Origin of the sequence: Geodermatophilus sabuli (genome assembly GCF_900215145.1) — a bacterium.
GTDB classification, from domain to species: domain Bacteria; phylum Actinomycetota; class Actinomycetes; order Mycobacteriales; family Geodermatophilaceae; genus Geodermatophilus; species Geodermatophilus sabuli.
Genome location: NZ_OBDO01000001.1, coordinates 615,749 through 642,292, shown reverse-complemented (window position 1 = coordinate 642,292; position 26,544 = coordinate 615,749). Strand labels below are relative to the sequence as shown.

At 72.6% G+C, this 26,544-nt stretch carries 30 protein-coding genes and 2 pseudogenes; 18 read left to right on the top strand and 14 right to left on the bottom strand.

The annotated features are described in order from the left end of the window. Positions 1-140 precede the first annotated feature (140 nt). Positions 141-389, bottom strand: a complete 249-nt coding sequence (locus tag CRP39_RS03065; protein ID WP_097204258.1) for a hypothetical protein — start codon at positions 387-389, stop codon at positions 141-143. A gap of 595 nt (positions 390-984) precedes the next feature. After that, positions 985-1,839: a hypothetical protein gene (locus tag CRP39_RS03060; RefSeq protein ID WP_097204256.1), complete on the bottom strand. Its 855-nt coding sequence runs from the start codon at positions 1,837-1,839 to the stop codon at positions 985-987. Between the two features lie 440 nt (positions 1,840-2,279). Between CRP39_RS03060 and CRP39_RS03055 the strand changes: the two genes are divergently transcribed. Next, positions 2,280-2,744 carry a hypothetical protein gene (locus CRP39_RS03055; protein ID WP_143426548.1) on the top strand — a complete coding sequence of 155 codons (465 nt, stop codon included), beginning with the start codon at positions 2,280-2,282 and terminating at the stop codon, positions 2,742-2,744. A gap of 144 nt (positions 2,745-2,888) precedes the next feature. Here the strand turns inward: CRP39_RS03055 and CRP39_RS26635 are convergent, their stop codons facing one another. Further along, positions 2,889-3,062, bottom strand: coding sequence for a hypothetical protein (locus CRP39_RS26635; RefSeq protein ID WP_245853526.1), 174 nt, complete (start codon positions 3,060-3,062; stop codon positions 2,889-2,891). A 585-nt stretch (positions 3,063-3,647) separates the two neighbouring features. On the opposite strand from CRP39_RS26635, the gene CRP39_RS03045 reads away from it, so the two are divergent. From CRP39_RS03045 to CRP39_RS03020, 5 genes and pseudogenes are all read left to right on the top strand, one after another. Then, entirely contained in the window at positions 3,648-3,893 is a 246-nt protein-coding gene (locus tag CRP39_RS03045) for a hypothetical protein (RefSeq protein WP_097204252.1), read from the top strand. A 561-nt stretch (positions 3,894-4,454) separates the two neighbouring features. Continuing rightward, positions 4,455-5,602 (top strand): annotated as a pseudogene (locus CRP39_RS03035) (IS3 family transposase). Between the two features lie 173 nt (positions 5,603-5,775). Continuing rightward, positions 5,776-6,141, top strand: a complete 366-nt coding sequence (locus CRP39_RS03030; RefSeq protein WP_097204248.1) for a hypothetical protein — start codon at positions 5,776-5,778, stop codon at positions 6,139-6,141. A gap of 64 nt (positions 6,142-6,205) precedes the next feature. After that, positions 6,206-6,718: a hypothetical protein gene (locus tag CRP39_RS03025; protein WP_097204246.1), complete on the top strand. Its 513-nt coding sequence runs from the start codon at positions 6,206-6,208 to the stop codon at positions 6,716-6,718. 454 nt (positions 6,719-7,172) lie between these two features. Next, positions 7,173-7,772, top strand: a complete 600-nt coding sequence (locus CRP39_RS03020; RefSeq protein WP_216359589.1) for a 2'-5' RNA ligase family protein — start codon at positions 7,173-7,175, stop codon at positions 7,770-7,772. Positions 7,773-8,151: 379 nt separating this feature from the next. On the opposite strand, the gene CRP39_RS03010 is transcribed toward CRP39_RS03020, so the two are convergent. Then, entirely contained in the window at positions 8,152-8,676 is a 525-nt protein-coding gene (locus CRP39_RS03010; RefSeq protein WP_097204241.1) for a putative immunity protein, read from the bottom strand. Positions 8,677-8,786: 110 nt separating this feature from the next. Here CRP39_RS03010 and CRP39_RS03005 point away from each other — a divergent pair, with 110 nt between their 5' ends. From CRP39_RS03005 to CRP39_RS02995, 3 genes are read left to right on the top strand one after another with little or no spacing between them, the layout of a single operon-like run. Further along, a complete protein-coding gene (locus CRP39_RS03005; RefSeq protein ID WP_097204239.1) occupies positions 8,787-8,978 on the top strand; it encodes a helix-turn-helix transcriptional regulator in 192 nt (63 codons plus the stop codon). After that, positions 8,968-9,396, top strand: a complete 429-nt coding sequence (locus CRP39_RS03000) for a hypothetical protein (RefSeq protein WP_097204237.1) — start codon at positions 8,968-8,970, stop codon at positions 9,394-9,396. The genes CRP39_RS03005 and CRP39_RS03000 overlap by 11 nt, the downstream gene beginning before the upstream one ends. Before the next feature lie 14 nt (positions 9,397-9,410). Beyond that, on the top strand, positions 9,411-10,172 hold the full coding sequence (locus tag CRP39_RS02995) for an alpha/beta fold hydrolase (RefSeq protein ID WP_097204235.1): 762 nt from the start codon (positions 9,411-9,413) through the stop codon (positions 10,170-10,172). Positions 10,173-10,176: 4 nt separating this feature from the next. Here the strand turns inward: CRP39_RS02995 and CRP39_RS02990 are convergent, their stop codons facing one another. Together CRP39_RS02990 and CRP39_RS26630 are read right to left on the bottom strand one after the other, a co-directional pair. Beyond that, positions 10,177-11,262, bottom strand: coding sequence for an aminotransferase class V-fold PLP-dependent enzyme (locus tag CRP39_RS02990; protein WP_172442271.1), 1,086 nt, complete (start codon positions 11,260-11,262; stop codon positions 10,177-10,179). A gap of 20 nt (positions 11,263-11,282) precedes the next feature. Further along, complete coding sequence (locus CRP39_RS26630) at positions 11,283-11,675, bottom strand: RidA family protein (protein ID WP_172442270.1); 393 nt, start codon at positions 11,673-11,675, stop codon at positions 11,283-11,285. Here CRP39_RS26630 and CRP39_RS28300 point away from each other — a divergent pair. Next, positions 11,674-12,234: pseudogene (locus CRP39_RS28300) on the top strand (aminotransferase class V-fold PLP-dependent enzyme); the annotation flags it as partial. The gene CRP39_RS26630 and the pseudogene CRP39_RS28300 overlap by 2 nt on opposite strands. Beyond that, positions 12,141-12,962: an aminotransferase class V-fold PLP-dependent enzyme gene (locus CRP39_RS27950; protein WP_101811045.1), complete on the top strand. Its 822-nt coding sequence runs from the start codon at positions 12,141-12,143 to the stop codon at positions 12,960-12,962. The pseudogene CRP39_RS28300 and the gene CRP39_RS27950, both read left to right, overlap by 94 nt. Positions 12,963-12,971: 9 nt before the next feature. Here CRP39_RS27950 and CRP39_RS02980 read toward each other — a convergent pair whose 3' ends face one another. Then, positions 12,972-14,342 carry a S8 family serine peptidase gene (locus tag CRP39_RS02980; RefSeq protein WP_143426543.1) on the bottom strand — a complete coding sequence of 457 codons (1,371 nt, stop codon included), beginning with the start codon at positions 14,340-14,342 and terminating at the stop codon, positions 12,972-12,974. A 189-nt stretch (positions 14,343-14,531) separates the two neighbouring features. On the opposite strand from CRP39_RS02980, the gene CRP39_RS26625 reads away from it, so the two are divergent. After that, on the top strand, positions 14,532-15,032 hold the full coding sequence (locus CRP39_RS26625) for a DUF2505 domain-containing protein (RefSeq protein ID WP_172442268.1): 501 nt from the start codon (positions 14,532-14,534) through the stop codon (positions 15,030-15,032). Here CRP39_RS26625 and CRP39_RS02975 read toward each other — a convergent pair. Next, entirely contained in the window at positions 15,029-15,487 is a 459-nt protein-coding gene (locus CRP39_RS02975; protein WP_172442267.1) for a GNAT family N-acetyltransferase, read from the bottom strand. The genes CRP39_RS26625 and CRP39_RS02975 overlap by 4 nt on opposite strands. 11 nt (positions 15,488-15,498) lie before the next feature. Beyond that, positions 15,499-16,041 carry a universal stress protein gene (locus tag CRP39_RS02970; RefSeq protein WP_097205104.1) on the bottom strand — a complete coding sequence of 181 codons (543 nt, stop codon included), beginning with the start codon at positions 16,039-16,041 and terminating at the stop codon, positions 15,499-15,501. Positions 16,042-16,234: 193 nt separating this feature from the next. Here CRP39_RS02970 and CRP39_RS02965 point away from each other — a divergent pair, with 193 nt between their 5' ends. From CRP39_RS02965 to CRP39_RS02955, 4 genes are all read left to right on the top strand, one after another. Further along, positions 16,235-17,494, top strand: coding sequence for a serine/threonine-protein kinase (locus tag CRP39_RS02965; protein ID WP_097204224.1), 1,260 nt, complete (start codon positions 16,235-16,237; stop codon positions 17,492-17,494). Between the two features lie 42 nt (positions 17,495-17,536). Continuing rightward, positions 17,537-17,665: a hypothetical protein gene (locus CRP39_RS27945; RefSeq protein WP_260179298.1), complete on the top strand. Its 129-nt coding sequence runs from the start codon at positions 17,537-17,539 to the stop codon at positions 17,663-17,665. 52 nt (positions 17,666-17,717) lie between these two features. Then, positions 17,718-18,224, top strand: a complete 507-nt coding sequence (locus CRP39_RS02960) for a mycothiol transferase (RefSeq protein ID WP_097204216.1) — start codon at positions 17,718-17,720, stop codon at positions 18,222-18,224. A 96-nt stretch (positions 18,225-18,320) separates the two neighbouring features. Then, positions 18,321-19,499: an acyl-CoA dehydrogenase family protein gene (locus tag CRP39_RS02955; protein ID WP_097204214.1), complete on the top strand. Its 1,179-nt coding sequence runs from the start codon at positions 18,321-18,323 to the stop codon at positions 19,497-19,499. 45 nt (positions 19,500-19,544) lie between these two features. On the opposite strand, the gene CRP39_RS02950 is transcribed toward CRP39_RS02955, so the two are convergent. Beyond that, on the bottom strand, positions 19,545-19,805 hold the full coding sequence (locus CRP39_RS02950) for a hypothetical protein (protein WP_097204212.1): 261 nt from the start codon (positions 19,803-19,805) through the stop codon (positions 19,545-19,547). Positions 19,806-19,930: 125 nt separating this feature from the next. Between CRP39_RS02950 and CRP39_RS02945 the strand changes: the two genes are divergently transcribed. After that, positions 19,931-20,515, top strand: a complete 585-nt coding sequence (locus CRP39_RS02945; RefSeq protein WP_172442266.1) for a hemerythrin domain-containing protein — start codon at positions 19,931-19,933, stop codon at positions 20,513-20,515. A gap of 62 nt (positions 20,516-20,577) precedes the next feature. Beyond that, positions 20,578-20,886 (top strand): hypothetical protein, encoded by a 309-nt coding sequence (locus tag CRP39_RS02940; RefSeq protein ID WP_097204209.1) that lies wholly within the window; start codon positions 20,578-20,580, stop codon positions 20,884-20,886. A gap of 40 nt (positions 20,887-20,926) precedes the next feature. Here the strand turns inward: CRP39_RS02940 and nhaA are convergent, their stop codons facing one another. The 4 genes from nhaA to CRP39_RS02920 all read right to left on the bottom strand — a co-directional run bounded on the left by nhaA (position 20,927) and on the right by CRP39_RS02920 (position 26,524). Next, the gene (nhaA, locus tag CRP39_RS02935) at positions 20,927-23,599 is read right to left on the bottom strand and encodes a Na+/H+ antiporter NhaA (RefSeq protein WP_097204207.1); all 2,673 of its coding nucleotides are present in this window, start codon (positions 23,597-23,599) and stop codon (positions 20,927-20,929) included. 126 nt (positions 23,600-23,725) lie between these two features. Next, on the bottom strand, positions 23,726-24,454 hold the full coding sequence (locus tag CRP39_RS02930; RefSeq protein ID WP_097204205.1) for a glutamine amidotransferase: 729 nt from the start codon (positions 24,452-24,454) through the stop codon (positions 23,726-23,728). A 37-nt stretch (positions 24,455-24,491) separates the two neighbouring features. Beyond that, positions 24,492-25,484, bottom strand: a complete 993-nt coding sequence (locus tag CRP39_RS02925) for a substrate-binding domain-containing protein (protein ID WP_097204203.1) — start codon at positions 25,482-25,484, stop codon at positions 24,492-24,494. Between the two features lie 74 nt (positions 25,485-25,558). After that, positions 25,559-26,524 (bottom strand): ABC transporter substrate-binding protein, encoded by a 966-nt coding sequence (locus tag CRP39_RS02920; protein ID WP_097204201.1) that lies wholly within the window; start codon positions 26,522-26,524, stop codon positions 25,559-25,561. Positions 26,525-26,544 lie beyond the last annotated feature (20 nt).

The window sequence follows — 26,544 nt, the reverse complement described above, 5'->3', positions numbered from 1 at the left end:
ACCTGATGTCTAGACCAGCGCCGCTCACGACATGGATGGGCTTGCCGCCGTGCTGGCCCGGCGGAACCCGAACGGCCCCTCGGGGCGGGGAGCCTGGCGGACGCGCGGGCTGCCCTCGGTGTCGACGACCAAGTCGCAGGCTAGGAATCCGCCCCGTCGACAATCTCCTGCTCGACACGACCCTCTTCGAGGAATTGCTTGAGATGCGGCACGCAGGTCGGGTGCCCGCTGCAGCGATCCATGTGTCCATCGATCGGGCAGTCCGCGGCCAGGACGACGGAGCTCACGGACATCGGCTGGCAGCCACCCTCGGGATCGGCGTATTCGGGGTGGATGGGCTCGACGTCTGTGAAGGCACACGTCGTCGTGTTGGGGGCGCTAGCCGTCATCCAACGACGGTATCGACGCCCGAAGGGCGATCTTGCAGGGGAGCTGGCCCAAAGGAAGACCGGTTTCCCGCCTTCAAGGCGGGGGGAGCGCCACCTCCACAGTGAGGACTCAGCCGGGCTGGTTGCGTCCTGGCCGCTGGGGTGGCCGGGACCCGGTTCCTTAGCGTCCCCGACCATGGCCTGGCTGAAGCCGATCACGTCGTTCGAGGGAGTCGGTGCGCTGCTCGACAAACTGGCCGGATGCCATGGGAGTTGTGATTGCCGGCTGAAGGCCGCCGCAGGGCGGACAGTGCTCCGGTTCTGGCCAAGCAGTCCTTCGACGAGAGCATGGACGGCACTCCGCTGCAGGACGGGGTGCTGTGGTCGGTGTGCACCTGGGCCAGGCGAAGGATCACCTCCTGGCAGCGGCGGTCGCGACGCAGGTTTCGCCACGCATATCGGGGACCGCTTTCGGTCACGGTGGTCGCCCTGGCGGTGGACGACTACGGCCCGGCGGGAAAGTGTGGGTCCACGCCCCTCAGGCCGGGCTTCCACGGCGCATAGACGGCGAAATGCGGGCCGTACCGAGGAGTTGTGCGTCAGCCCCCGAACAAGGTCAGGACGGGTTAACGTGTGGTGAGGCGCAGCGCTGTTGGAACATGTCCATCCCAGCCTTGGTGAGCTTGTAGGCAGACCCCGCGACCATGCCCACCATCTCGATGTTCGAGCCGTCCTGAAGAAGGGTGACTCCCGGCTCAGTTGCGCTGGGGGTCCGAGTCGCGCGGTGCAGCATTGGCCACAGCTTCCCGTGCGCGTCGCCACTTGCGATGCGCCAGCTGCTCCGGATGGCCTGGTAAGACCACGGATCGTCGGCGGCGACGTGAGCCGCTGCCTCCTTGATAACGTCAGTCATGTTGACCTTCGAGATCTTGTGGCCTCGGCGTTGAAGCTCGGCGGCCGTCTTGCTCTGTCGCTCCGTGGCCCGCGCGAGCTGGCCCTCGGCGGCTTCGACAGCTTTCGGCGGCAGCTTTTCGCGAAGCGGCGGCTCCAGAGCTTCCCGGGCGAGGTGCCGCGACTCCTGGAACTCCTCGTGGGCGACGATTAGCTGCCGCCGGACCCGCTCCGCCCGCACGGGGGGTAGAAGGACCCAGAGCGTCTGTGCCCCGCCCATCAGCGCAGGGCGGATGAGGGACATGTACGGCGACGGCATCATGGTCCGCGTCTCCTGCATGAGCCGCCTACACGCCGCCAGGTGTTCAATCGCCGAAACCAAGCCGAGCCACGCCAGGGTGCTCGTGGGCAGCAGGGACCAAGCGCGGTCGTCACCCGCCAGTGGACTGCCCGGGGCGGGTATGGGCGGATCGCCGACCAACGGCTCCCACTGAACCGTGATGGTGAACAGGCCTGTCAGCCGTCGCTCCCAGGCCTCCCACTCCGGGGTCCGGAAGGAGTTCCTCCGCCTGCTGGCCACCGCGCGAGGCTACGGGCCTGGGGAGCCACCGTCCGCACGACACCGCGACTGCTGGCGCTCACCGCCGCCCACTGGCAGGACCGCGACCGGCCAGCCCGTCGATCACTGATCACGATTTCGGTACATATGGCGTACTGGCGGAATCCGGTTTGGTCTGGTGACCCGCTGACGAAGCACGCGATGGTGCGGGACTCATGTCGCCTCGCTCAGATGTCGAGCGTGGCCAAACCACTGGGCCGTGGACGAGGAAGGGGACACCCTGCTGGCGGTGCGCGAGGAGCTGCCCGACGCCGGCCGTTAGCGTATGGCCGCGGCCTACGACGGCAGCGATGCTCGAGCGGGCTGACTGGCCCACACGCGCGCCACCGATCGGCAGAGGGCAATCAGGATCTGACGCAAGAAGTCTGCGAGGACCGTGCACTCGGACAGAATGGATGGTCATGAATGATGGCGAAGAGGCCGACGTACTCAAGGCCGTCGCTGAGATTCGACGACGCTCGCTAGAAGCTGAGCGCGCGGCACTCGAGAGCATAGAAAGGCGCTCCAGTACCGTAGTCACCACGACGGGCGGCTTGGTTACCGTTCTGGGCGTAGTCACTGCCTTCGTTCCGGAGGATCGAAGATCGACAAGCCTGTCGAACGTATCGCTGACCTTGATCCTCTTGGCGCTGGCCTTCTTCTTCGCGGCCGTCGTTCTGGCGCAAGCTTCAAACCTGATGCCCCAGACCACAGGGAAATCAGAATTAGAGAGGATGCTCGCGCGACAGGCGGAAGAGCTGACTCTCGGCCTATGGGCCGTGAATCACGAGATCCCTGCGGGAGAGGCACTGAGGCTACAAATAGAGAACGACAGTAAGCTTTTGCTTTCGTACAAGTTTCTGACCCAGCCCGAGCAAGACTTCTGAGGTGGGCGACCGTCAGTCAAATGGCCGCTGTCGCCGCCTTGACGATTGCGGTTGCTACAACTCTTGTTGCCTGAGCACATCGCCAGCGCCGGCTGCCGGGGGGCGTCGGTGGCCTGACCTCGGGGCGAGCACATGTCTCATGGCCTAGATGAGGAACGTCGTCTTCCCCACCTGGGTGCTACCGGCGACCAGCACGTTTAGGCCAGAGACCACCGCGGCCTCGAGGCAGCGCGCCGCCTGCGCGGCCAGCGTGCCCAGCGCGACCGACTCGTCGAGGGGGCGGGTCTGCAGCACGCATTTGCGGATGTTGACCGTCATGTGGCCGAGGGCAAGCCCCGAGCTGCGACCAGCACCGCTGCCGACCTCCCCTGAAGGTCGCCTTGGGACGGTGGAATTGCCTGCCGAGCGGGTAGTCGCCGCCGCTCGGCGCGACGCCGAGGTCAGACCGACCGGGCGGTGATCTTCACCAGCGACCGGGGTTGCTGTCCACACGAGCAAGAGCCGCCATGTCGGTTCACTCCGGCCGTCCCTGCAGTCGCTTCTCGTAGGACTCCAGGGGCCGGCCGCGACGTCCTCGACGACCCATGGGGCGACGCCGCGCCATCCGATCCAAGATGCGGTTCGTCCGCTGACACGGAGGCAAGGTCTGGCACCGCCGCCGCCGCGATTGCGGCCAAGGTGGTGGCACCGCGTGGCGGTGCTGACCATCACGGCGGCCCGCGGGGCCTTCCAGCGGCCGTCAGACAGCAGGGGATTCGACCTCCTACGCTGCTCGGCGAGCTGCGCTCTCGCAGGTCGGCACAGGGCTTAGCCCGCAAGTGCTCATAATCCCTGGGTCGTGGGTTCGAGCCCCACCCGCCCCACCGCGAATCACCAAGCCAGCGGCTCGTCGGCTCGGGTTGCATGGACGAGAAACCGCAGATCCAGGTGCTGGAGCGGACCGCCCCAACCCTGCCGGTGCGGTCCGGGCATGTGGAGGCGGCCAGCTCCGACTACGTCCGGCCCGGCACCACCACGCTGTTCGCCGCGTTGGAGGTGGCCACCGGCAAGGTGACCGAGGCGTGCACCGAGAGCCACCGGCACCAGGAGTTCCGCGCGTTCCTCAAGCAGGTCGCCGCCGCCCATCCCCGCCGCCGGCTGCACGCCTGATCGGCCGCCTGGTCACCCACACTCATCCGGCGGTTCACGCCTGGCTCGAGCGCCATCCCCGGGTGCAGCTGCCCTCACGCCGACCTCGGGCTCGTGGCGGAACCTGGTCGAGGCGTTCCTCTCGATCATCACCCGCCAGGCGGTGCGCCGCGGCAACTTTCCCACCGTCGCCGACCTCATCGCCGCCACCATCGAGTGCTTCAACACCGCCTGGAACGGCCGCTGCCGGCCGTTCACCTGGACCAAGGACTCGGACACCGTCATCGCCAGGGCCACCGACCCGCGGTGCCGCATGACACAAACGACGTCAGTTGCGGAGCACCAGGGCCGGATCGCAGTCCGAAACGAGGTATCAGGACGAATCCGGTCGCCTCTTCATGGTGACCGGACACGTCTACGGCAACCGAAGGAGCCGCAGCCGACGTCCGTCGGTGAAGGCGGCGTCGGAAGCGGTGGCGCCCGGTCGGGTCAAGGCAGGCCCCGGCGAGAGAACTGGTCTGCCCCGTCCTTCGTGGAGTCGCGCTGCTGGAATCCTGACCGCGCAACCCTGGAGGAGGGTTCGTGGGCAGGCGTGGTTATCCGCCGGAGTTCCGGCGCAAGGTGCTCGATCTGGTCGCGGCCGGCAGGCCGATCGTCGACGTGGCCCGCGATCTGGGGATCAGCGCCCAGTCGATCTACAGCTGGCGCCGGCAGGACCGCATCGACCAGGGCCTCGAGCCGGGGCTGACCAGTGCGGAGAAGTCGGAGCTGACCGCGGCCAAGCGGCGGATCGCCGAGTTGGAGGCCGAACTGGCTGTTCATCGTCGGGCCAGCGAGCTGCTGGGGAAGGTGGTGCCCCCAAAAGGCGGTTCGAGGCCATCGCGGTGATGGCCGGCGAGGGGTTACCCGTCCAGCTCGCCACCCGCGTGCTCGACGTGACCGACTCGGGCTACTACGCCTGACGGAGCCGAGCGCCGTCGGCCCGGGCGATCCGTCACGTCTGGCTGACCGACCAGATCCTGGCGGTGCACGCCGCTTCCAAGGGCACCTACGGCGCCCGGCGGGTGCACGCCGAGCTCACCCTGGGCCGTGGCCTGGTCCTCGGTCACGGCACGGTCGAGCTGCTCATGGCCCGTGCCGGCATCCGCGGCGTCACCGGGCGACCGCGCTGGCGACGCCCGACGCCGGATCTGCTCTCCGCCGATCTGGTCGAGCGGAACTTCACCCGGTCCGCGCCGAACCAGCTGTGGGTCACCGACATCACCGAGCACCCCACCCGGGAGGGCAAGGTCTACTGCGCGGTGGTGCTGGACACCTACTCCCGGCGGGTGGTCGGGTGGTCGATCGACGCCTCACCGACCGCCGCGCTGGTCACCAGCGCTCTCGGCATGGCGATCGACACCCGCACTCCACCGTCAGGAGCGGTGATCCACTCCGACCGCGGCGTGCAGTTCGGCTCCTGGGCGTTTACCGACCGGGCGAAAGCCTCCGGCCTGCTGCCCTCGATGGGCAGCATCGCCGACTGCTTCGACAACGCCATGATCGAGTCGTTCTGGTCGCGCATGCAGGTCGAACTGCTCAACCGCCAGCGCTGGAACACCCGCATCGAGCTGGCCAACGCCATGTTCGAGTACCTCGAGATCTGGCACAACCGACACCGCCGGCACAGCGCCCTGGGCTGGCTGTCACCCGTAGAGTTCGAAACCCAGAACAAGATCGTCGCGGTCTAAGGATTCCAAGAACCCGACTCAACCGAACCGGGGGCACCCCAATCCGCCGAAGGTGCTCTCCGAAGCGGCCAGGACCCCATGGCCGGACCCGGATTTCTTGCCGTCGGCTGTATCTCCCGGGGCCGAGGCGCGCTCTGTCTCAGTACAGGACACATCCTGGGAGGTGTTCACCGATGGACCTCCTCCTCTACGCCGTCCTCACGTTCGCGCCCGCAGGATCCTTCATCGCCTTCGCCAAGGCGCTCGAGTGGTGGACTCGAGAACATGGTGCTACCCGATCAGGCGCCGGGTCTCGGGGCTCGGAGATCAAACGGCTCGCAGGCGATTTGCGCCGGCTCGAGTGCGACTACTGCCGGATCGAGCGCTCTGATCTGCCGCGCCGCTCAGCGCGACTGCAGAGCGTGAGCCTCGCCTACGACGACACCCTGTGGGCGTGCTGTGAGGCGCTCGACATCCCGTGGCCGGGGCGCCCCCCGTTCGACGGGGTTCACCGCCTGGAGATGGAGGCGTCCCTGGCGCAACGTGGCGTCATCTGGTGATCGTCACGCTGCCGGGGCTCAAGGAAGACCGCCCGAGGCTGCTCGTGAACAACAGGAGGAACTCATGGCCACGGTCCTCATACAGTCCGATGACGGCGAACTCCCATCGGCATCGGCCGTGCTGCAGGTGAGAGCGACGAACGCGGAGTACAACCAACCGGCGCTGCGGATCGATCAAGCGAGCGATTCCGGCGGCGCTGCTTCCATAAAGATCTTCGATCCGAACCCCGACATCGAGTTCGTCGAGTCAGGCGCAGCGGATGCCGCTCACCCAGCGAGGGGGAAGTACGAAATCGCAGTGCAGTCGGACGAGTTGCAGATCAACGGTCGCAGGGAAGACAACTCCAGTTTTGATCCCATCATGGTGTTCCAGAGGCTGGGAGCAGGCGGAGCCGGCGGGAACGTCGGCTTCCGGACGGGGGACCAGTTCGGCGGCGGCCAGGGCGTCATCGCGATCGCGAATGCCATCGCCGCCCCATCGGTCAATCCTGGTGGCGGCGGCGTCCTCTATGTGGAGGGTGGGGCGCTCAAGTATCGCGGCTCCAAGGGAACGGTGACGACAATCGCGCCAGCCTGACCCCGGATCCTCGTGACGACGGCGGCGAGTCGAGGACGGGCTGACCGAGGGTGATCAGATGCAGCGGGTCCAACTCCTGGTACAGCCTGCGCCAGGTCTGCCCAGTGCTGTGCTCGATGACGCGGATCAGCAGCGCAGCCAGCACCGCTGGGCGTGGCCCGCGGATGTGGGGTGACGTCCCCGCTGGTGGTGTAAGTCCAGGCCACCGCTCGCGTGGAGGCCCACGCGAAGGGGCCATCGTGTGATGGTCAGCGAGACCACGCCAATGGTTCTCGCGGAAGGACACAGCACACGGTGGCCCTGGACCAGCCCTGCTCGGTGTCCGCGGAGATGACGACCCGGCGCAGTGGGTTCGTCGGCATCGACGACCGGGCGGGTCCGGATGCCGACCAGGTGTGCCCCTTGTTCCGGAGCCGTCGGCCCTGGCGCTTGCCGCCCCTCGATCGCAGCATGGGTGGCAGCCGAGGAGACGCCATGCGCGGAGGTCCGACTGGTGCATCAGAGCAGAGATCCGACCGAGACCGCCGTCATCGTTCCCATCGGCGCTGCTGAGGACGTCGTCGCAGACCATCGGCGCGCTCTGGACGCAGCCGCGACTTGGGGAGTCCCAGCCCACGTCACCGTGATGTACCCGTTCGTGCACCCCACAGCGGTCGATGCTGCAGTCCTCGGTCGGCTGGGTGCCGCGCTGAGCTCCGTCCCGGCGTTCGAGTGCTCGTTCGCTCGGTGCCAGTGGTTCGGCGAGGCCGTGCTCTGGCTGGCCCCCGACCCGGAGCAGCCGTTCCGAGACCTCACCGCAGCCGTGTGGCAGGCCTTTCCCGAGTACGCGCCGTACGGCGGCGCCTTCGACGGCGTGGTGCCACATCTCACCGTGGGCGAGGTGGGCGAACGACGACGCGGCTCCGTCCAGCAGCTTCGAACAGCTGAGGCCGAGGTCAGTGTTCAGCTACCGATCCGGGCGGGCGTGGACCATGCCCTGCTCATCGCCGGGACGCACGCGGCCGACTCTTGGTACACCATCCGAGAGTTCCCCCTCCGGCCGGTCGTCGACTAGCCGACTCTGCGCATCCAGAGGCGTGGTCCCTGGAGACCCCCACCGAACCGGCAGCCAAGAGCACTTACACAAACCACCAGCACGACGCAGTGCTGCGCGCCATGGCCGAGTACAACCCGACGCCGTGGTCGTGCTGGACGTCGACTTCGGGCACACGGATCCGCGACTGGTACTGCCGCACGGTGGGGAGATCACTGTTGATGCCGTGGCTCGCCGCATCGCGGTCAGCTACTGAATGTCGAGCGACCTGCCTGCCCACTGGGCTCACCACCTGGACCGGTTGGGCGACCGCCAGCACGTCCGAGGATTGCGCGAGCACCGGCCGTCGTTCCGCCGAGGCGAGTCCCGGCTCGTGAAGTGACCAGGAAGCGCCCCCGCCTCAGCGGCGGAGGGCGGTATCCAGCTCGCGGAGCAGCTCGGCGACGCGACCACCGCCCCTCGGCGCCTCCGGGTAGCGCTTCAGCACGTCGACGACGGTCGGGGTCGCCCACCGCCGCGCCCGCTCGAGGTCCTCGGCACCCACAGTGCGGTCGTCGCCGGCCGCGAGCTCGGCGGCCCGCGCCGCGTGCGCCGCCGCTCCGAGGACGTGCTTCACCTGCGTCGCCCGCGCCAAGGGGTGCAGGTACGCCGCGGCGGCCGCGTGGCCCGCCGCCCGCGCCGCGTCCCGCGCGGCCGGGGTGACCGCCTCGCGGGCCGCCGCGTGCGCCGCCAGCGCCGTGACCCGCAGCGCCTTCGTGCGCTCGCCCCCGCCGGCGAACGCACGTGCCGCGTCGACGGCCAGGCGGGGTCGCGGATCGGCCGGGTGGTCTCGCTCGAACAGCGCCAGCACCTGCTGAGCGCACTCGGCGGCGAACCCCGCGACCGCGCGGAGGTCGTCCGTGCTCAGTGCGATCTCGTCCCTCACGACACCCGTCTCCTCCACCCGACCCGCCGGCGGGACAAGCACCCTTGACACCGCCCGTATGTGTCAAGCACGCTTGTCGTGACAAGCGAGCTTGACCACCTGGGGAGTCCGTGCAGAACGACGTCCGTGAGCTGCGACTGGCCGCCGGGCTCTCCCAGCGCGAACTGGCCGAGGCGTTGGAGGTGTCGCGGCAGACGGTCAACTCGATCGAGACCGGCCGCTACGACCCCTCCCTCCCGCTGGCCATCGCCATCGCCCGCCACTTCCACCGCACCGTCGAGGAGATCTTCCATGTCGACTGACCGACGCCCCCGCACGCAGACGGCGCTCGCCCTCGGCATCGTCCTGGCGATCATCGCGCTGCTGGTCGCCACGGGGCTGCTGCTGCGCGAGCACGCGCCGGGGAACATGGGCCTGGGCTTCCTCCAGGGCGCAGCGGTGGCCATGGTCGCCGGCGGGGTAGTGGCGTGGCGGGTGGGCCGGCGCCCGGAGCGCGCGACGACCTTCGAGCGGGCCTGGAGCCAGACCGGGGACGAGCGGGACGACGCCGTGCTCACCCGGTCCCTCGCCGTGCTGGGTCTGCTCGCGCTGCCGCTCACCGGGGTCGCGGGCATCGCGATCGGGCTCGGCGCCGCGGTGCAGATGGTGGTCGCGCTGCTGCTGTTCACCCAGGTCGCGGTGCTGGCGGTCGCCTTCGCCGTCGTCAACCGGCGGAGTTGACGGGAGGCCCCGTCGTGTCGCTCGGTGTCGAGGCGACCGGCTCGCCGGGCGCGCCGGCCATCGTGTTCCTCCACGGTGTCGCCGCGAGCAGCTGGATGTGGTGGCGGCAGGTGCCGGCGTTCGCCGACCACCTCTGCCTGGCCGTGGACCTGCCCGGGCACGGTCGCAGCCGCGACGTCCCGTGGGTCTCGCTGGCCGACGCCGCCGGGCAGGTGGCCGCGCTCGTCCGGGCGCGGACGGCGACGGGCCGCGCCCACGTCGTCGGGCTCTCCCTCGGCGGGCACGTCGCCCTGACGCTGCTGGAACACCACCCCGACGTCGTGGACCGGGCGGTCGTCAGCGGGGTGACCGCCGAGCCGTGGCCGCACCGCTGGCTGCTCGGGCCGCAGGTGTGGCTGACCACCCGGCAGCTGCGCAACCGGCGCCTGGTCGAGGCGCAGGCACGCTCCCTCGGTCTCCCCCCGGAGGTGCAGGGGGCGTTCACCGACACCGTGCTGGCCATGGACCCGCGGACGTACCGCCGGATCACCACCGAGGTGGCCGGCTACGGCCTCCCCCGATCGCTCCGCACGGTCCGGACGCCGACGCTGGTGCTCGCGGGCGGCCGGGAGTCGGCCGCCATCAGGCGGGCGGTGCAACTGATCCCCGCGGTCGTCCCCGGCGCCACGGGCCGGGTGGTCCCCGGCGTCGGCCACGGCTGGAACGTCGAGGCGCCCGAGCTGTTCACCGCGACCGTGCGCGCCTGGATCGAGGGCTTCCCTCCGGCACCGGGCTGAGCACCTACCGTGCGGCCGGCGTCGCGCGCAGGACCTCGGCGAAGCGGTCGACGTCCTCGTCGGAGTTGTAGAAGTGCGGCGAGACGCGCACCTGACCCAGCTTCTCCACGACGTGCACGCCCCGGCGGCGCAGCTCCCCGACCACCGCCGCGGGGTCGTCGGTGCGGAAGCTGACGATCCCGGCCCGCGCGCCGAGCGGCGTCGTCAGGGGGAGCTCCAGGCCGCGCACCGCGTCGACGACCCGCTGCGCGAGGACGTCCACCCGATGGTGGATCCGCGCCCAGCCGACGTCCTCGAGGTACGCCAGCGTCGCGTCCAGCACGTAGAGGCCCGGGTAGTTCGGGTCGGCGTACTCGAACGCCGTGCTCGGCGGCGGGTTCCGGTAGCCCCGGTAGGCGGGGGTGAGCAGCTCCCGGGCCCGGTCGCGGAACACGCCGATCCCGGTCCCGAAGCCCGACAGCAGCCACTTGAACACCGCGGACGCGTACACGTCGACGTGCGAGAGGTCGACCGGGCAGGCACCGAGCGCCTGGATGCCGTCGACGACGAGCAGGGCGCCGACCTCGCGGCAGGCCCGGCCCAACCGGGTCAGGTCGAGCCGGGTCCCCGTCACGGTGTGCACGTGGGAGACGGCCAGCACCCGGCTGCGTGGGGTGAGCGCGGCCAGGAGCCGGTCCTCCCGCTCCGCCTCGGTGCCCGGGTCGACCCGCACCACCCGACCGCCCGCCGCCTCCGCCCGCACCCACGGCCACACGACCGACGGGAAGTCGTCGGCCGCCACGACCGCCTCGTCCCCCGGCCGCCAGTCCACGCTGTTGGCGACGAGGTTGAGAACCTCGCTGGTGTTGCGGAAGAAGCCCACGTCGCCGGCGGGCACGTCCAGCAGGCGCGCCACCCGTTCGCGGGTGCGCGTCCCCTGGCGCATCCAGGTCTGCTGGCCGTCCGCGCCGGTGCTGGCGACGTCGTCGTAGTAGGTCGCGGCAGCCGCCGCCTGACCACGCCAGGCCAGCCCGGCTCCGCCGGAGTTCAGATAGGCCCGACCCTGCAGGTACGGGAAGTCGGCCCGGACGCGCGCCAGCCAGTCCTCCACCGCTGCGGCCCCGGTGGCGCTCAGCGGCCGGACGGGACGCCGGCGACGGCCTGGACCTCCACCCGCGCCCCGGGCACCACCAGCTCCGCGGCCACGACCGTCGCGCTGGCCGTGCGGATCTCCCCGAAGAACTCGCGCTTGGCCGCGTCGACCGCGGCCGCGTCCGCGACGTCGGTGAGGTAGGTGGTCACCGAGAGGACGTCCTGCGGACCCGCCCCCGCGGCCTCCAGCACCGTGGCCACGTTGGCGTACACCTGCCGGGCCTGGGCCCCGGCGTCGTCGCCACCGACGACCTCCAGCTGCTCGTTCGTGGGTCCGCACCCGGACAGGAACAGCAGGTCGCCGAAGCGGACCGCGTCGGTGTAGTGGCCGATCGGCGGGTGCAACCGCTCCGCCCGGATCTCCTGTCGCATGCCTGCCTCCTGGGGTAGTCCGCTCCGCCGCGCCGATGCGCACCGGACGGGTCCGCCCAGGCTGGGCGAGGCGGCCGCCGGGGCGACACCTGCCTTCCGCGGGGTGGGAGCGCGGCTCCCCGCCACGCGCCGTACCGGCAGCGTGGGCGGGGAACACCGGCCGAGCGGACGAGGAGTGGTCGTGGACGAGGAGCTGGCCCGGATCCGGGCGGACTTCCCCTACGCCGACGGGCGGGTGCACCTGCAGTCCGCCGGCGTCGGGCTGCCGGTGCCGGGCGCGGCGGCGGCCGCGGGCCGGTACTACGTCGACGTCGCCGGCCTCGGCGTCGACGCCCAGGCGCTGTGGCACCGACCGGCGGCACGGGCCAAGGAACGCATCGCGCGACTGCTCGGCGTCCCGCTGGAGGACGTCGGGTTCTTCCGCAACACCAGCGAGGTCCTCAACCTGGCCGCCAACAGCGTCGAGTGGCGGCCCGGGGACGAGGTCGTCGTCGCGGCCGACGACTACCCCGGCGTCGTGCTGGCCTGGACGCGGGCGGAGACGGCCGGCGCGACCGTCGTCCGGGTGGACCCGGGCGAGCCGGCGCAGCCGAGCAACGGCTGCTCGACGCGCTCACCCCACGGACCCGCGTGCTGGCCGTCTCGCACGTGCATCCCTGGACCGGGACCCGGCTGGACCTCACCCGGCTGGGCCGGGCCTGCCGCGAGGTCGGCGCGCTGCTCGTCGTCGACGGCATCCAGGCGCTCGGCGCCTGCCCGGTCGACCTCGCGCACGTCGACGTGTACGGCGCCGGCGTCTTCAAGTGGCTGCTGTCGGGCTTCGGGACCGGGATCGGCGTGTTCCGCGACCGGGCCCGCGAGGCGCTGACCCCCGCCCACCGCAGCTACGGCAACCCGCCGCCGAGCCGGTCGTTCGAGTACTCGGCGCCGAACCTGCCCGGGCTCTACGTCCTGGACGCGACCACCGAGTACCTGGAGGAGCTCGGCTGGGCCCGGGTCTTCGAGCGGGTCGACCTGCTCGCCGGGCAGGTCGCCGCAGTCCTGGACGGGCTCGGTGTCGCGCCGCTCACGCCGCGGGACGCCCGGGCGGGCATCGTCACCGTCGACGTCGCCGACTCCGCGGCCGTCGTCGCGGGGTTGAAGGAGCGGGGTGTCGACGTCTCGGACAAGGTCGGGCGGGTCATCGTCTCGCCGCACTTCTACAACACGAGCGGCGACGTCGACCGCTTCGCCGAGGCCATGGGAGAGGTGCTCTCGAACAGCCCGTCGGCGGTGTGGGGCCGCTGACCCGCCCGGTCAGTACGCCGCGGCGCGGACCAGGTAGCCGTAGTACCGGTCGGCCACCATCCGCAGCGGGTCCCCCTCGAAGCCGTAGGCCTGGTCGGCCGTGTTGGCGGCGGAGGCGTCGGCCTGGATCCGGGCGCCGGTGGTCCGCGGGTCGCCCTGGGGGCACAGGCCGGTGTCGATGCAGAGCGCCGCCGCCCCCGAGACCAGCGGGGCGCTGAAGCTCGTGCCCGAGGCCGCGGCGTAGACGTTGCCCGGCAGCGTGCCGGTCGCGCACGTGCCGGGCGCGGCGACGGTGTGCAACCGGTCCCGCTCGGTGGTGGCGAAGTTGCTGTAGGACGCCGCGGCGTCGTCCCGCTCCCCCGCCGAGCCCAGGTCGGTGCCGTAGCAGAGCGGGCCCGCCAGCGCGCCGGGGCGACCGTCGTAGTCGCTCATCGCCGTGACCGTGAGGACCTCGTCGTAGGTGGCGGGCGCGACACCGCCCAGGTCGGCGGCGGAGTTGCCGGCGGCCGCGACGTACAACGTCCCGGCCAGGACCGACCGGCAGATCGCGGTGTGCATGACGTCCTGGTTGGCCTGACCGCACTGCTGGTCGTCCGCCCCGGGCCCGCCGATGCTCATGTTGGCCACCGCGATGTCGTTGGCGGGGTCGTCGTCGAGGCGGGTCTGCGTCACCCAGTCCGCCGCGCAGACGATCGCGGCGTTGCTGGCCGACCCCGTGGCGTCGTCGAACACCTTGACGCTGTAGACCGGCGCGCCCGGCGCCACACCGACCACCCCGAGGCCGTCGTCCCGGGCCGCCGCGACACCGGCCACGAAGGTGCCGTGCCCGATGACGTCGGAGAACGCCGACGGGGAGTCCACCGGCGTCCCGGTCGAGCAGTCGACGCCGCCCACGACGTTGAGGTCGGGGTGGCTGCGGTCCACGCCGGTGTCGATGACGGCGATGTTCGTGCCGACCGCTCCGGTGCCGTCCCCGGAGGCGGTGCTGCTGAGCTCGCCGTCGATGCGGTCGAGGTCCTCGGGCACGCACTGCGCCTCGACGGGGTTCAGCGCCTGCTGGCAGGACACCGGCAGGGGCTCGCTGTTCAGGCGGGCGAACTCGCCGTCGGTGACGACGTAGGCCACCGCGGGGTCGGCCGCCAGCGCCTCCGCCTCGGCCTGGGTCATCGCCGCGGAGTAGCCGTTGACCGCGCCGTACACCGACTCCGTCTCGCCGCCGTACTGCCGGTCGAGGTCGGTCGCGGCGCCGGCCGGGTCGGCCACGCCGTCCTGCAGCACCACCAGGTAACGCGCCTCGTCCGGCGCTGCCACCGCGACGCTCGGGACGGCGAGCGCGAGCGCCACCGCTCCGATGACTGCCCCTACGGCGGACCCACGCATCCGGCACTCCCCCGGCTGGTGCCGGCCCTGCACCGGCGAGCGACACGACCGTACGGTTCCGTAACCCCACGGTGGGAAGCGGTGGCGGACACGCGCACGACCCCCGCCGCGTCGGCACGCTCCGTGCACTCGTGCCCGACTCTGCGTCATCCGGCGCGCGGGAAGCGCCCCGACGGCGGAGGATGCGGCGTGCCCATCGACCACATCGCCACGTTCCCCGCGGGCCCCGACGACGTCCTCGCCGTCCTCACCGACGAGGCCTTCCTCCGCGACTACGCCGAGGCCCTGGGCGCCCGGTTGCAGGGCGTGGAGACCGCGGAGGACGAGGGCGGCCTGTGCACGACGGTGCGGCTGCTGGCTCCGACCGTGGGCATCCCGGCGGTGTTCACCCGGTTCGTCGGGCGGGAGGTCGCCGTCGTCGACCGCCGCACGTGGGACGCCGACGGCGACGCCGGGTACCACGGCGCCGTCCACGTTCGCGCCGAGGTGTTCGGGCGGTCGGCGGTGATCCGGGGCGAGCGGCGGCTCGCCCCGGTCGACGGCGGGACCCGGTCGACGGTCACCGGGGAGGCGGAGGTGGACGCACCGATCGTCGGCCGGCAGGTCGAGGCCGCCGTCCGCGAGCTGGCCCTGGTGGTGCTCCGCCGGGAGGACGAGGTGCTGCGGCGCTGGCTGGGCGAGCCGGCCTAGTCGAGGTCGAGCTCGTACCAGAGCTCGCGCAGCCGCCGCCCGCGCCACTCCCGCTCCAGCACCTCACCGGTGAGGCGCCACCCGGCGGAGGCGTAGAACCGGCGGGGCCCGGCGTTGCGCTCCTCGGTCCGCAGCCGCGCCCGGCGGTGCCCTGCCGTCCGGAGCCGATCCAGGACGGCCGCGAGCAGCTGCCGCCCGGTGCCCCGCCCCTGCTCGTCAGGATCGACGTAGAGGTACGCCACCTCACCGGTGCGCTCGTCGGCCCGGGCGAAGCCGACGACGCGGCCGGTCCGCTCGGCGACGAGGAACGCGGGCTCCGCGAGGCGCTCCCGCCAGGTGTCGACCTCCGGCTCGGCGAGGACGTCCCCGAGGAAGGCCGACCACGCGGCGCGACCGGCCCGCGCGTGCACGGCGGCGACCGCCCCGGCGTCCTCGGCGACGGCCGGGCGCAGCACGGCCCCGCCGGTCAGTCGGCGGCCGCCGGCGCGGTGCGCGCGGCGTGCTCCCGGCGCAGGCGCAACCGGTGCCGGGAGGCCTCCGGCGAGTGGACGACGGTCACCGGGCACGTCGCGTGTAGGGCACACTGCATGCTCACCGAGCCCAGCAGCATGCTGGAGAAGCCGCCGTGCCCGCGGCTGCCGACCACCAGCAGGTCCGCCCCCGCCGACTCCCTGATCAGCGTCTCGGCCGCCGCACCCATCACGGCCCGCACGCGGGACTCCGGCGCCGGGCCGGGCAGCTCCCGGCGTACGTCGGCGACGAACGCCTCCGCCTTCTCGACGGCAGCCGCGCGCTGGCGGTCCACCTCGAGGTCGTCCACCGCGTAGAAGTCCATCCACACGTCCGGCGGCCGGTAGGCGGCGACCGCGTCGACGGGCACCCCGCGGCGGGCGGCGTCCTCCAGCGCGAAGCGCAGTGCCGCCCGCGCCCCCGACGACCCGTCCACGCCGACGACGACGCGTGGCCCCCGGTCACGCTCCTCGGTCGCCTTCTCGGTGAACTCGGTCATGACGTCCTCCCCCGGCCTCCGTTCCGCCGGGTCCGGCGCCCGGCGGCCGGCCGGCACCTCGAGGATCTCCCACCCCCGGCGCCCCGGACAGAGCCCTTCGTCGCCGCGGGGACTCGCATCCGGGTGCGCTCCCGGCCGCTCACCGGCGCGCTCCCGGACCGCGGAGGCCCACCCGCCGGCGTACCGTCCGCCCATGGCCGCGGAGCCCGATGCTGGACACCGCCTCGTCGGGGGCCGGTACGCCCTGCGCCAGGTGCTCGGCCGGGGCGGCATGGGCGTCGTCTGGCTGGCCACCGACGAGAAGCTGCAGCGGCCGGTCGCGGTCAAGGAGGTCACCTTCGGGGTGCACCTGTCCGACCACGAGCGCCGGGTGCTGCGGGAACGCACGCTCCGGGAGGCCCGCACCGCCGCGCGGCTCGACCACCCGTGCGTCACCGCGGTCTACGACGTGGTGGAGGAGGACGGCCGACCCTGGCTGGTCATGGAGCACGTCGAGTCGTGCAGCCTGCAGCAGGTCGTCGACGCACAGGGTCCGCTGCCCTGGACCGCAGTCGCCCGGATCGGGCTGGACGTGCTCGCCGGCCTGGGCGCCGCCCACGACGCCGGGATCGTGCACCGTGACGTGAAGCCGGCCAACGTCCTCGTCGCGCCCGACGGCCGGGCCTGCCTCACCGACTTCGGCATCGCCACCGCCACCGGCGACCCGACGATCACGACCACCGGCGCCATCATCGGCTCGCCGTCCTACATGGCCCCCGAGCGTGCCAACGGTGGGCGGCCCGGGCCTGCGGCGGACCTGTGGTCGCTCGGCGCGACCCTGTTCACCGCAGTCGAGGGCCGGCTCGCGTTCTCCCGCAGCGAGCCCGTGGCGACCCTCCTGGCGGTGGTGACGGAGTTCCCCGCCCCCATGGAACGCGCCGGCCCGCTCGAGCCGGTCCTGCGCGGGCTCCTGACCAAGGACCCCGCCGCGCGCATCACGGCCGAGGGCGCCCGGCACCTGCTGGAGCAGGCACTGGCCGGCGCCGGTGTCACACCGTCCTGGTCGCCGCCCGCGCGGGGGACGGGGACCTCCCCGGCCGGGTCGGCTGGGCCGGCTGCTGACGGCGGCCGGGTGGAGCGGTTCGACGCCGCGGATCTCAAGGCACTGGCCGCCGCTTCGGCGACGGCGCTCGGCGCCGTGGCGCGGGACGCTCGTGACCAGGCCCGCCATCTCGTCGACCGGCGCCGGGAGCGGCGCGCCTCCGTGCCGACGTCCGACCGGTCGGACCGGGCCGCCGTGGCGTCCGGTGCGCCACGCGAGAGCGCCCCCGAGCCACCGGCCCCGGGAAGACAGCCGCGCCGTCGGTTCAAGCGCCGGTGGGTCGTCGTCCCCGTGGTGCTCGTGGTGCTGCTCGTGGTGGCCGTCCTCGGCGGTCTCGCCGCGCTGGTCGCGTTCGCCGCCGGCTGGTTGTGACGACGGGCGGCGGCCCGCCCGGGTCTGCGGCAGGGTGGGCTCATGACGACGCCGCAGCCCGAGCAGCCCCAGCCCCGCGACATCGCGCTGGAGCTGGAGACCCCGGAGCAGGCCGCGGACCTGGAGGCGCAGAGCGAGCCGGACGGCGACCGGCCGGCGTCGCCGTCCTGACCTCCGCCACGGCGGGGTGGTGAACCGGAGCCGTCGCGGGTAGCGGGCGACGATGCAGAGCCGCGACCTCCTCCTCTACGCCTACGGGCAGATCGCCGAGACCTTCCACAGCACCGTCGAGGGACTCAGCGCCGACGAGCTCGCCTCCCGGGTCGGCTCCGACGCCAACCCGATCGGCTGGCTGGCCTGGCACCTGCTCCGCGTCCAGGACGACCACGTCGCCGACGTCGCCGGCACCGAGCAGGTCTGGACGTCGGACGGCTGGGTCGACCGCTTCGGCCTCTCCCTCGACGACTCGGCCACCGGCTACGGGATGAGCCGCGAGGAGGTGGCCGCCGTGCGCGTGCCGTCGGCGGAGCTGCTGCTCGGCTACTGCGATGCCGTGCACCAGCAGACGACACAGTTCCTCCAGGGGCTGTCCGACCAGGACCTCGACCGGGTGGTCGACGACCGCTGGGACCCGCCGGTCACCCTGGGGGTCCGGCTGGTCAGCGTGCTGTCCGACGACCTGCAGCACCTCGGGCAGGCGGCCTACGTCCGCGGGCTGCTGCGGGCCTGAGTCGGGACCCGCACGTGCGGGTCCCGCGGCCGGTCCCCCTGATGCGCCGGCCGGACGACGGGCGGCGCGGTGAGCAGGGCCCTAACGTCGGCGACCGTGACGAGTCCGGACTTCTACGCCCTGGAGGAGCTCCTCGCCCCCGAGGAGATCGAGCTGCGGGATCGGGTGCGTGCCTTCTGCGAGCGGGAGGTCACCCCTCGCATCAACAACTACTGGGAGCGAGCGGAGTTCCCGTTCGAGCTCGTCCCGAAGATCGCCGAGCTGGGCATCGCCGGGGGCACCGTCCAGGGTCACGGCTCCCCCGGCATGAGCGCCGTCGCCGCGGGGCTGGTGGCTGCGGAGTGGGCCCGGGCCGACGGCAGCATCGGCACCTTCTACGGGGTGCACAGCTTCCTGGCCATGCAGTCCATCGCCCTGCTCGGCTCGGAGGAGCAGCGGGAGCGGTGGCTGCCGGCCATGGCCCGGATGGAACGGATCGGCGCCTTCGCGCTCACCGAACCCCGGCACGGCTCCGACGCCGTCGCCCTCGAGACCTCCGCCCGCCGCGACGGCGACTCCTACGTGCTCGACGGGCAGAAGAAGTGGATCGGCAACGGGACGATCGCCGACCACGTGCTCGTGTGGGCCCGCGGCGAGGACGGCGCCGTCGGCGGCTACGTCGTCGACAAGGGGACGCCCGGCTACGAGGCCACCGTCATGACCGGCAAGACGGCCCTACGAGCGGTGTGGCAGGCCGAGATCACCCTGAACGGCGTCCGGGTGCCCGCGGAGAACAAGCTCGAGAACTGCTCCTCGTTCCGGGACGTCTCCACGGTCCTCGACCGCACCCGGTACACCGTGGCCTGGCGCGCCCTGGGCCTGGCGACCGCCGCCTACGAGCTGGCGCTCGCGCACGCCCTGCAGCGGGAGCAGTTCGGGCAGTCGATCGCCGGCTACCAGCTCGTGCAGGACAAGCTCGCCCGGATGCTCGCCGAGATCACCGCCATGCAGCTCATGTGCTGGCGGCTGTCCACGCTCGCCGACGCCGGTCGGATGACCGCGGCCATGGCGTCACTGGCCAAGATGAACCACGCCGCCAAGGCCCGCGCGATCGTCGCCGACGCCCGCGACATCCTCGGCGGCGACGGCATCCTGATCGAGCACCACGTCGCGCGCCACCACGCCGACATGGAGGCCGTCTTCACCTTCGAGGGCACGGACTCGGTGCAGTCGCTCATCGTCGGCCGGGAGATCACCGGCCTCTCGGCCATCACCGGACGCCGCCCGGCCCGCTGACCGGGCGCGGCCCCGGTCAGCGCGTCCCCGCGCCGACGGATCGGGTCAGCTGACGGCGCTGAGCGCCGTACCCACCGAGGTCAGCTCCTGGCACTCCGGGCAGGCGGTGCGGCCGACGCCGACGCGCTGCCACTGCTGCGACCCCCAGACCTGCACGATCGCACCGCACACGGCGAGCTCGACCTCGCCGTCCAGCTCGGCCGGCGGCCGGTGCGCCTCCACGGCGTGCCAGGGGTGACTCTGTCGGGTCGGTCGCCCGGGCGACCAGCGATCGGGGCGGGCGAACCCCACGGCATAGGACTCCACGCATCCCCTGTGCCCGACGTCACAAGATCGAAACCATCAGGGCGGGTGAATCGGAGGAGGTCGGACCGGTGTGTCGCACCGATCCCGGGGCACTCAGGGAGCTCCCCCTACCGAAGGAGCCTGCCGTGACCGAGACGGACAGCCAGCGGGACGTCGTCGACCTGCTGAGCGCCGACCACCGGGACTTCGACCGCGTGTTCACCCAGCTCGAGGGCCTGGTCGGGCAGAGCGGGCCCGACGCCCTGCGGCGCAAGCGGGAGCTGGTCGACGAGGTCACCATCGGCCTCGTGAAGCACTCGGTGGCCGAGGAGACCCGCGTCTACCCGAAGGTGCTCGAGCGAGTCGACCGCGAGGAGGCCGAGCACTCCAAGCACGAGCACGCCGAGGCCGAGGAGACCATGAAGCGGCTCGAGCGGATGGACCCCGACGACCCGCGGTTCGACGGCGAGGTGCAGACCCTCATCCGGGAGATCCGGCACCACGTCGAGCACGAGGAGAGCCGGATGTTCACCGAGCTCCGGGCCACCTTCGACCGCGACGAACTGGTGCGGATGGCCGAGGAGGTGGAGCGGGTCAAGGCGCTCGCGCCCACCCGCGCGCACCCGATGACCCCGAACGAGGGCGCGGTGCGCACGGTGCTCGGCCCGGTCGCCAGCCTGCTGGACCACCTGCGCGACGCCGTCAGCGGCCGGGGGAAGAAGACCGACTGACGGCACCGCCGACGCCTCTCCCGCGTTACCGTCGAGGAGCACGACGCGGGAGGAGCGCAGCGGTGGAACCAGTCAGCCTGATCGTCGGCGCGGCCCTGCTCGTGGTCGGCTTCCTCAGCGGTCGGCTGAGCAGGCGCAAGCCCGCGGCGCCCCCGGCCCTCCCCGCACCCCTCTGCGGCTGCGGGCACACCCTGAGCCAGCACGACACCGAGACCAACACCTGCTACGCGGAGCTGCGCCGCGACACCCACGACAAGCGCGGCCGCTTCTCCGGGTACAAGTGGGTGGCATGCACCTGCCGGCAGTACGTCGGGCCGCGGCCGATCGACGAGGTCTTCATGCCCCGGCTGCTGCCGCCCACCACCGACTGACAGCGAGGACGTCTGCGGCCCAGGCCCGCCGCTGACCGGCTCAGCCGTCGACGCCGGCGGCCGCCGCCACCTCGGCGTCGCTCGGGTTGCGCAGCACCTCGCCCCGCCGCCACACCACGACCGGCAGGTCGGCCTCGGAGACGCCCAGCTCGCCCAGCATCTCGGCGCCGTCGGCGTTGCTGTCGAGGTCGACGAAGACGGCCGACAGCCGGTGGGCCCGGGCGAACTCCCGCAGCCGGTGGCTGTCCGGGGAGCCCGCCCGGCCGACGATGCGCAGGTCCGCGGCGAGCTCGAGCAGCATCGACCGGCGCAGCAGGAACGACCGCAGCACCATCTCCTTGAGCGCGTGGTCCGCGGTGAACACCTCCCGCATCCGCTGGTCGGGCACGCACAGCACCTCCGCCGGCCGCAGGACCAGGGCCGTGAGCGACACCGGGTGGTCGCTGAAGAGGTCCAGCTCGCCGAGGAACCGCCGCGCGCCGTGGACGGCCAGCACCCGCTGCCCCGGGCGGCTCAGGTCCTCCACCATGGCCACCGCGCCGGAGAGCACGACGGCGAAGTCGTAGCCCCGGTCGCCCTCCCGGAAGACGGCGTCCCCGGGGGCGTACCGGCGGCGCTCGCCGAACCGCTCGAGGACGGCGAGGTGCTCGTCGGCCAGCCGCGGGTCCGCGCCGTCCCGGTCGGGGGTCTCCGGCAGGTCGGCCGGCAGCGGCGCCGGGTCGGCGTCGGCGGGCGGCCGGACCTCCGCCCGGCGGGGCCCCAGCGCGGGCAGCACCAGCCCGCCGTGGCCGCCGTCCGCACCGGAGGGCGAGTCGTCCGCACCGGACGGCGGGTCCCCGGCGTCGGCCCCCGCCTCCGCCGTCGCGAGCAGCTCGGCGGCGAGGGTGTCGGCGTCGTAGGGGCCGGCGTGGCGGCGTCCGTTGACGAAGAAGGTGGGCGTGCCCTCGACGCCGCTGACCTCCGCCGACTCGACGTCCTCCTCCACCCGCCGGGCGTGGCGAGCGGCGCCGAGATCACGGGCGAAGCGCTGCACGTCCAGGCCGATCGCCGCGGCGTGGTCGAGCAGGTCGACCGGGGTCAGTCGGTCCTGTGCGCCGAACATCTCGTCGTGCATCTCCCAGAACCGGCCCTGGTCAGCGGCGGCCTCCGCCGCCTCGGCCGCCAGCCGGGCGTGCGGGTGGACGTCGACCAACGGGACGTGCCGGAACACGTAGCGCAACCGCTCCCCGAACCGCTCCCGCAGCTCCTCCACCACCCCGGTGGCCCGGCCGCAGAAGGGGCACTCGAAGTCCCCGTACTCGACCAGGGTGAGGGGCGCGTCGACCCGGCCCCGGACGTGGTCGCGCCCGGCGTCGACCGGCGGGTCCAGCAGCACCGGCCGCCCCGCGGTGCCCGCCGGGCGGCGGCGGTCGGCGAGCCGGAACAGCCCCCAGCCCAGCAGCGCGGCCAGCAGCGAGGCGGCCAGGACGCCCACGCGGGCCTCGTCGGCGAGCAGCTCGTCGTCCAGCGCGAGGTCGACGATGAACAGCGAGATGGTGAAGCCGATGCCCGACAACGCGGCGCCACCGGCCAGCTGCCAGCCGGTGAGCCCGGGCGCCAGCTCGCCCAGCCCGCCGCGCACCGCGAGCAGCGTGCCGAGCAGGATGCCGAGGAGCTTGCCGAGGACGAGCCCGCCGATGACGCCGAGGGTCACCGGTGAGGTCAGCGCCGCCCGCAACGTCTCCCCGGTGAGCGCGACGCCGGCGTTGGCGAGGGCGAACACCGGGACGATGACGAAGCTCGTCCACGGCTGCCACAGCTGCTGCAGCCGCTCGCTGGCCGACACCGAGCGGTCGATGCTGAGCCGGGCGGCGCGGGCGAACTCGGGGTTGGGTGACTGCCGGTAGGCCCGCGTCAGCCGGGCGGCGTCCTCCACCTCCGCGACCCGCGCCGGGTAGGCGGGCGTGAACAGCGCGATGACCACACCGGCGAGCGTGGGGTGCACGCCCGAGGCGTACATCGCGATCCACACCGCGATGCCGAGCACCATGTACGCCGGGCCGCGCCAGACGTTGAGGTAGCGCAGGCCCGCCATCAGCGCCAGCCCCGACACGGCCAGCGCCAGCGGACCCAGCGCCAGGTCGTCGGTGTAGAAGAGCGCGATGACGCTGAGCGCCCCGACGTCGTCGGCGATGGCGAGCGTCAGCAGGAACAGCCGCAACTGCGCGGGGCAGGCGGGGCCGACCAGCGCGAGCACGCCCAGCAGGAACGCGGTGTCGGTGGAGATGACCACGCCCCACGCCGACACCGCCGGCCCGCCCAGGTTGAACAGCACGTAGACCAGCGCCGGCACGGCGAGCCCGGTGACGGCGGCCAGCGCCGGCACCGCCGCCCGCCGCCGGTCGGTGAGCTCGCCCATGACCAGCTCGCGCTTGATCTCCAGCCCGACGACGAAGAAGAAGAACACCATCAGGCCGTCGTTGACCCAGTGCTGCAGGTCCAGGACGAGCTCCGCACCGCCCACCCGGACGGCGAACTCCGTGTGCCAGAACGCGTCGTAGCTGTCGCCCACCGGGGAGTTGGCCCACAGCAGCGCCACCACGGTCGCCAGCAGCAGCAGGCCGGCGCTGCCGGCCTCGGTGCGCAGCCGCCGTCGCAGGGGCGCCACCCGGGCGAGCAGCCCGGAGCCGCCGCCCGAGGAGGACTGCGCGCCGGTCACCACGCCGGCACTCACCGGGCAACCGTCCCTGGGGTCATCGGGCCTCCGCGGGTCCTCCTGGCCCGGGCCGGCGACCCGACCGGGCGTGCGCTGGCAGTCTGCCCCGCCGCGGGCTCCCGGCAGAAGCCGCCCCGGGGGAACTCAGGCGTAGCGGGCCACGAAGTTCGCGAGCATGCGGCCGGGATCGGACACCACGGCGGTGCGCAGCCGGGCGATGAGCTCCTCCAGCTCGGCGGGCGGGAAGTAGCCGGCGTGCTGGTAGACCCGCGCCCGCGTCACGACCCCCGGGACGTCCAGCTCGGGGTGGAACTGGGTGGCGTACACGTTGCGTCCGACGCGGAACATCTGCACCGGGCACGCGGCGGAGGTGGCGAGCAGGACCGCCGACGGCGGCAGCACGCGGCAGGCCTCCTTGTGGCCGACCAGCGCGTCGAACACCTCCGGCAGGCCGGCGAGCACCGGGTCCTCCCGGCCCGCGGGAGTGAGCTCGATCGGCACGCACGACACCGGCTCGCCGTAGGTGCGGTCGACCACCCCGCCCTGGTGCACCCCCAGCGTGCCGATGCCGTAGCAGGCGCCGAAGAAGGGCAGGTCGCGGGGGACGACCTGGTCCAGCAGCACCCGCAGCTCGGCCTCCACCCGGTGCTGGGTCGGCGACTTCTGCTCGAGCGGATCACTGGAGTTGAACGGCCCGCCACCGAGGAGGACACCCGCGTAGTCGTCGAGGTCCAGCGGCGGGAGCGGCCCGGCCTCCATCCGGATCCGCCGCAGCTGCCCCTCCTCGAGGCCCGTCAGCCGGAGGAACGCCGCGTACTCGTCGTCCGCGGCCTCGTCCTCGGCCCGCGAGGCGAGCAGCAGGAACGGGCGCACGAGCGCCGATGCTATGCCGCGGCCGAGCCGGCCAGCCTCAGACGACCACCTCGGCCAGCGACTCCGGGGCGAACAGCTCCTCCGGCTCGTAGCGGCGGGCCGCCAGCCCCTGCTCGTGGGAGTACCGCAGGAAGGTGGCCAGCGTCGTCCGGTTCGCCTCCAGGCCGTAGGGCCACCAGTCGTCACCGAGGGCCGACCGGGTGCGCTCGACCTCCGACCACAGCCACGGCAGGGCGTAGCGCAGCGCCGCGGTCTCGCCGATGCCGGCCAGGCCGACCTGCTTGGCGGCGGTGCACGCCTTGACCAGCTCGCGCGCCAGCCACCGGTGCCGCTCGTAGACGTCTCGCCGGATCACCAGCGTGTGCATGATCGGGAAGATGCCGGTCCGGGCGTGGTACTCCCGCTCGACGGCCGCCGGGTCGGCCAGCAGCCGGCGCACGCCGCCGCCCCCCGGGGTGTTGAACGGCCCCGGGTTGCGGGCGGTGTAGACCGCGTCCAGCTCCCCGTCGAGGAGCAGCTGCGACAGCGTGTCGGCCGGGCCGATGGGGGCGACGTCGACGTCCGGGGGCAGGTCCAGCCGGACCTTCTCCACCCGTCCGGGCTGGTCCAGCCCGCCGGTCCGGTACCGGACCGACGAGACCGGGACACCGTGGTGCTCGGCGAGGATCCCGCGGATCCACACGGAGGCGGTGATCTGGTACTCGGGGACTCCGACGGTCTTCCCGGCCAGGTCGGCCGGGTCGGTCAGCGGGGAATCCGCCCGCACGTAGATGCCGCTGTGCCGGAAGGCACGTGACGGGAACACCGGGACGGCGACGAACGGGGCGTCCCGGTCGAGGGTGAGCACGTAGCTCGACAGCGACAGCTCGGCGATGTCGAACTCGGCGAACCCGAGCATGCGGAAGAAGGTCTCCTCGACGGGGAGGTCGAGGAAGTTCAGGTCGGCGCCGGCGACCCGGACGGTGCCGTCGCGCAGCGGCTGCATCCGGTCGTAGGCCTGGCAGGCCATCGTGAGGACGGGCGCGGCCATGGGACGGGACTCCTCCGGGTGGTCGGACGCCGGCCCGGGGCGGCGGTCGCCGTCCCGGGCCGAGCGGTGTCAGGTCAGGGCAGCAGCTGGTCGAGGTCGGGCTCCTCGGGCAGGCTGCCGTACTCGGCCGCCTTCGCCCCGAGCAGCTCCATGGCCTCGCGGTTGAAGTCGGGCCGGAAGGTCGGGATCACGATGCGCTCGAGCACTGCCGGGTCGATCTCGGTGTAGGTGCCGGTGATCCGCCGGACCTCGTCGGGGTTGGCCTGCGAGAACTCCAGCGACCGGTTCATGGCCCGCTGGAAGGCCTCGACGACCTCCGGCTGCTCCTGGATCAGCTGCTCGGAGGTGAAGACGCAGGAGATGTCCAGCTGGGGGTGGAAGTCGGAGAAGTTGTAGGACAGCACCCGCCCCCCGGCGTCGACGGCCTCGGTGAGGAAGGGGTCGAGGATCCACGCGGCGTCGACCTGGCCGGACTGCAGCGCGGCCGGGGCGTCCGGGAACGGGATCTCGACGAACTGCACCGCCTGCGGGTCCCCGCCGGCCTCCTCGACGACCGACCGGATGGTCGTGTCCCCGATGTTGTTCAGCGTGTTGACCGACACGGTCCGGCCGCTCAGGTCGGCCATGGACTGGAGCGGCGAGTCGCCGAGCACGACCACGGCCCCGAAGTCGGGGTTCCCGGCGGTGGAGTTGGCGTTGGTGATGCACCGCAGGGGCAGGCCCTGCGACACGGCGATCATCGTGGAGAGGACGTTGCCGCGGCCGAACTCGAAGTCACCGGAGACCACGCTGGGGACGACGGCCGCGCCACCGACCGCGGTCTCGATGGTGAGGTCGAGCCTCTCTTCCTCGAAGAACCCCTGGTCGACGCCCAGGTACAGCGGGGCGGAGTCGACGATCGGCTGGGTGCCGATGGTGACGGCGGTCAGGCCCCCCTCACCGGTCTCGCCGCCGGCGTCGTCGGATCCCCCGCACGCGGTCAGCGCCAGCAGGGTGGCGGCGCCGGCGGCAGCGGCGCGCGTCCAGGGTCGGGTCGACATGGCACTCCTCGGTACGGGGA

Excerpts from the sequence above, each read along its gene's own strand:
- CRP39_RS03025 (WP_097204246.1), top strand. The coding sequence starts at position 6,206 with ATGGCCACGGTCCTCATACAGTCCGATGACGGCGAACTCCCATCGGCA.
- CRP39_RS02925 (WP_097204203.1), bottom strand. The coding sequence starts at position 25,484 with ATGGCCGCGCCCGTCCTCACGATGGCCTGCCAGGCCTACGACCGGATG.
- CRP39_RS03000 (WP_097204237.1), top strand. The coding sequence starts at position 8,968 with ATGTCGACTGACCGACGCCCCCGCACGCAGACGGCGCTCGCCCTCGGC.
- CRP39_RS02920 (WP_097204201.1), bottom strand. The coding sequence starts at position 26,524 with ATGTCGACCCGACCCTGGACGCGCGCCGCTGCCGCCGGCGCCGCCACC.
- CRP39_RS27945 (WP_260179298.1), top strand. The coding sequence starts at position 17,537 with ATGACGACGCCGCAGCCCGAGCAGCCCCAGCCCCGCGACATCGCGCTG.
- CRP39_RS26635 (WP_245853526.1), bottom strand. The coding sequence starts at position 3,062 with ATGACGGTCAACATCCGCAAATGCGTGCTGCAGACCCGCCCCCTCGAC.
- CRP39_RS03030 (WP_097204248.1), top strand. The coding sequence starts at position 5,776 with ATGGACCTCCTCCTCTACGCCGTCCTCACGTTCGCGCCCGCAGGATCC.
- CRP39_RS03045 (WP_097204252.1), top strand. The coding sequence starts at position 3,648 with ATGGACGAGAAACCGCAGATCCAGGTGCTGGAGCGGACCGCCCCAACC.
- CRP39_RS03055 (WP_143426548.1), top strand. The coding sequence starts at position 2,280 with ATGAATGATGGCGAAGAGGCCGACGTACTCAAGGCCGTCGCTGAGATT.
- CRP39_RS02970 (WP_097205104.1), bottom strand. The coding sequence starts at position 16,041 with ATGACCGAGTTCACCGAGAAGGCGACCGAGGAGCGTGACCGGGGGCCA.
- CRP39_RS26630 (WP_172442270.1), bottom strand. The coding sequence starts at position 11,675 with ATGCGACAGGAGATCCGGGCGGAGCGGTTGCACCCGCCGATCGGCCAC.
- CRP39_RS02965 (WP_097204224.1), top strand. The coding sequence starts at position 16,235 with ATGGCCGCGGAGCCCGATGCTGGACACCGCCTCGTCGGGGGCCGGTAC.
- CRP39_RS02960 (WP_097204216.1), top strand. The coding sequence starts at position 17,718 with ATGCAGAGCCGCGACCTCCTCCTCTACGCCTACGGGCAGATCGCCGAG.
- CRP39_RS03065 (WP_097204258.1), bottom strand. The coding sequence starts at position 389 with ATGACGGCTAGCGCCCCCAACACGACGACGTGTGCCTTCACAGACGTC.
- CRP39_RS02980 (WP_143426543.1), bottom strand. The coding sequence starts at position 14,342 with ATGCGTGGGTCCGCCGTAGGGGCAGTCATCGGAGCGGTGGCGCTCGCG.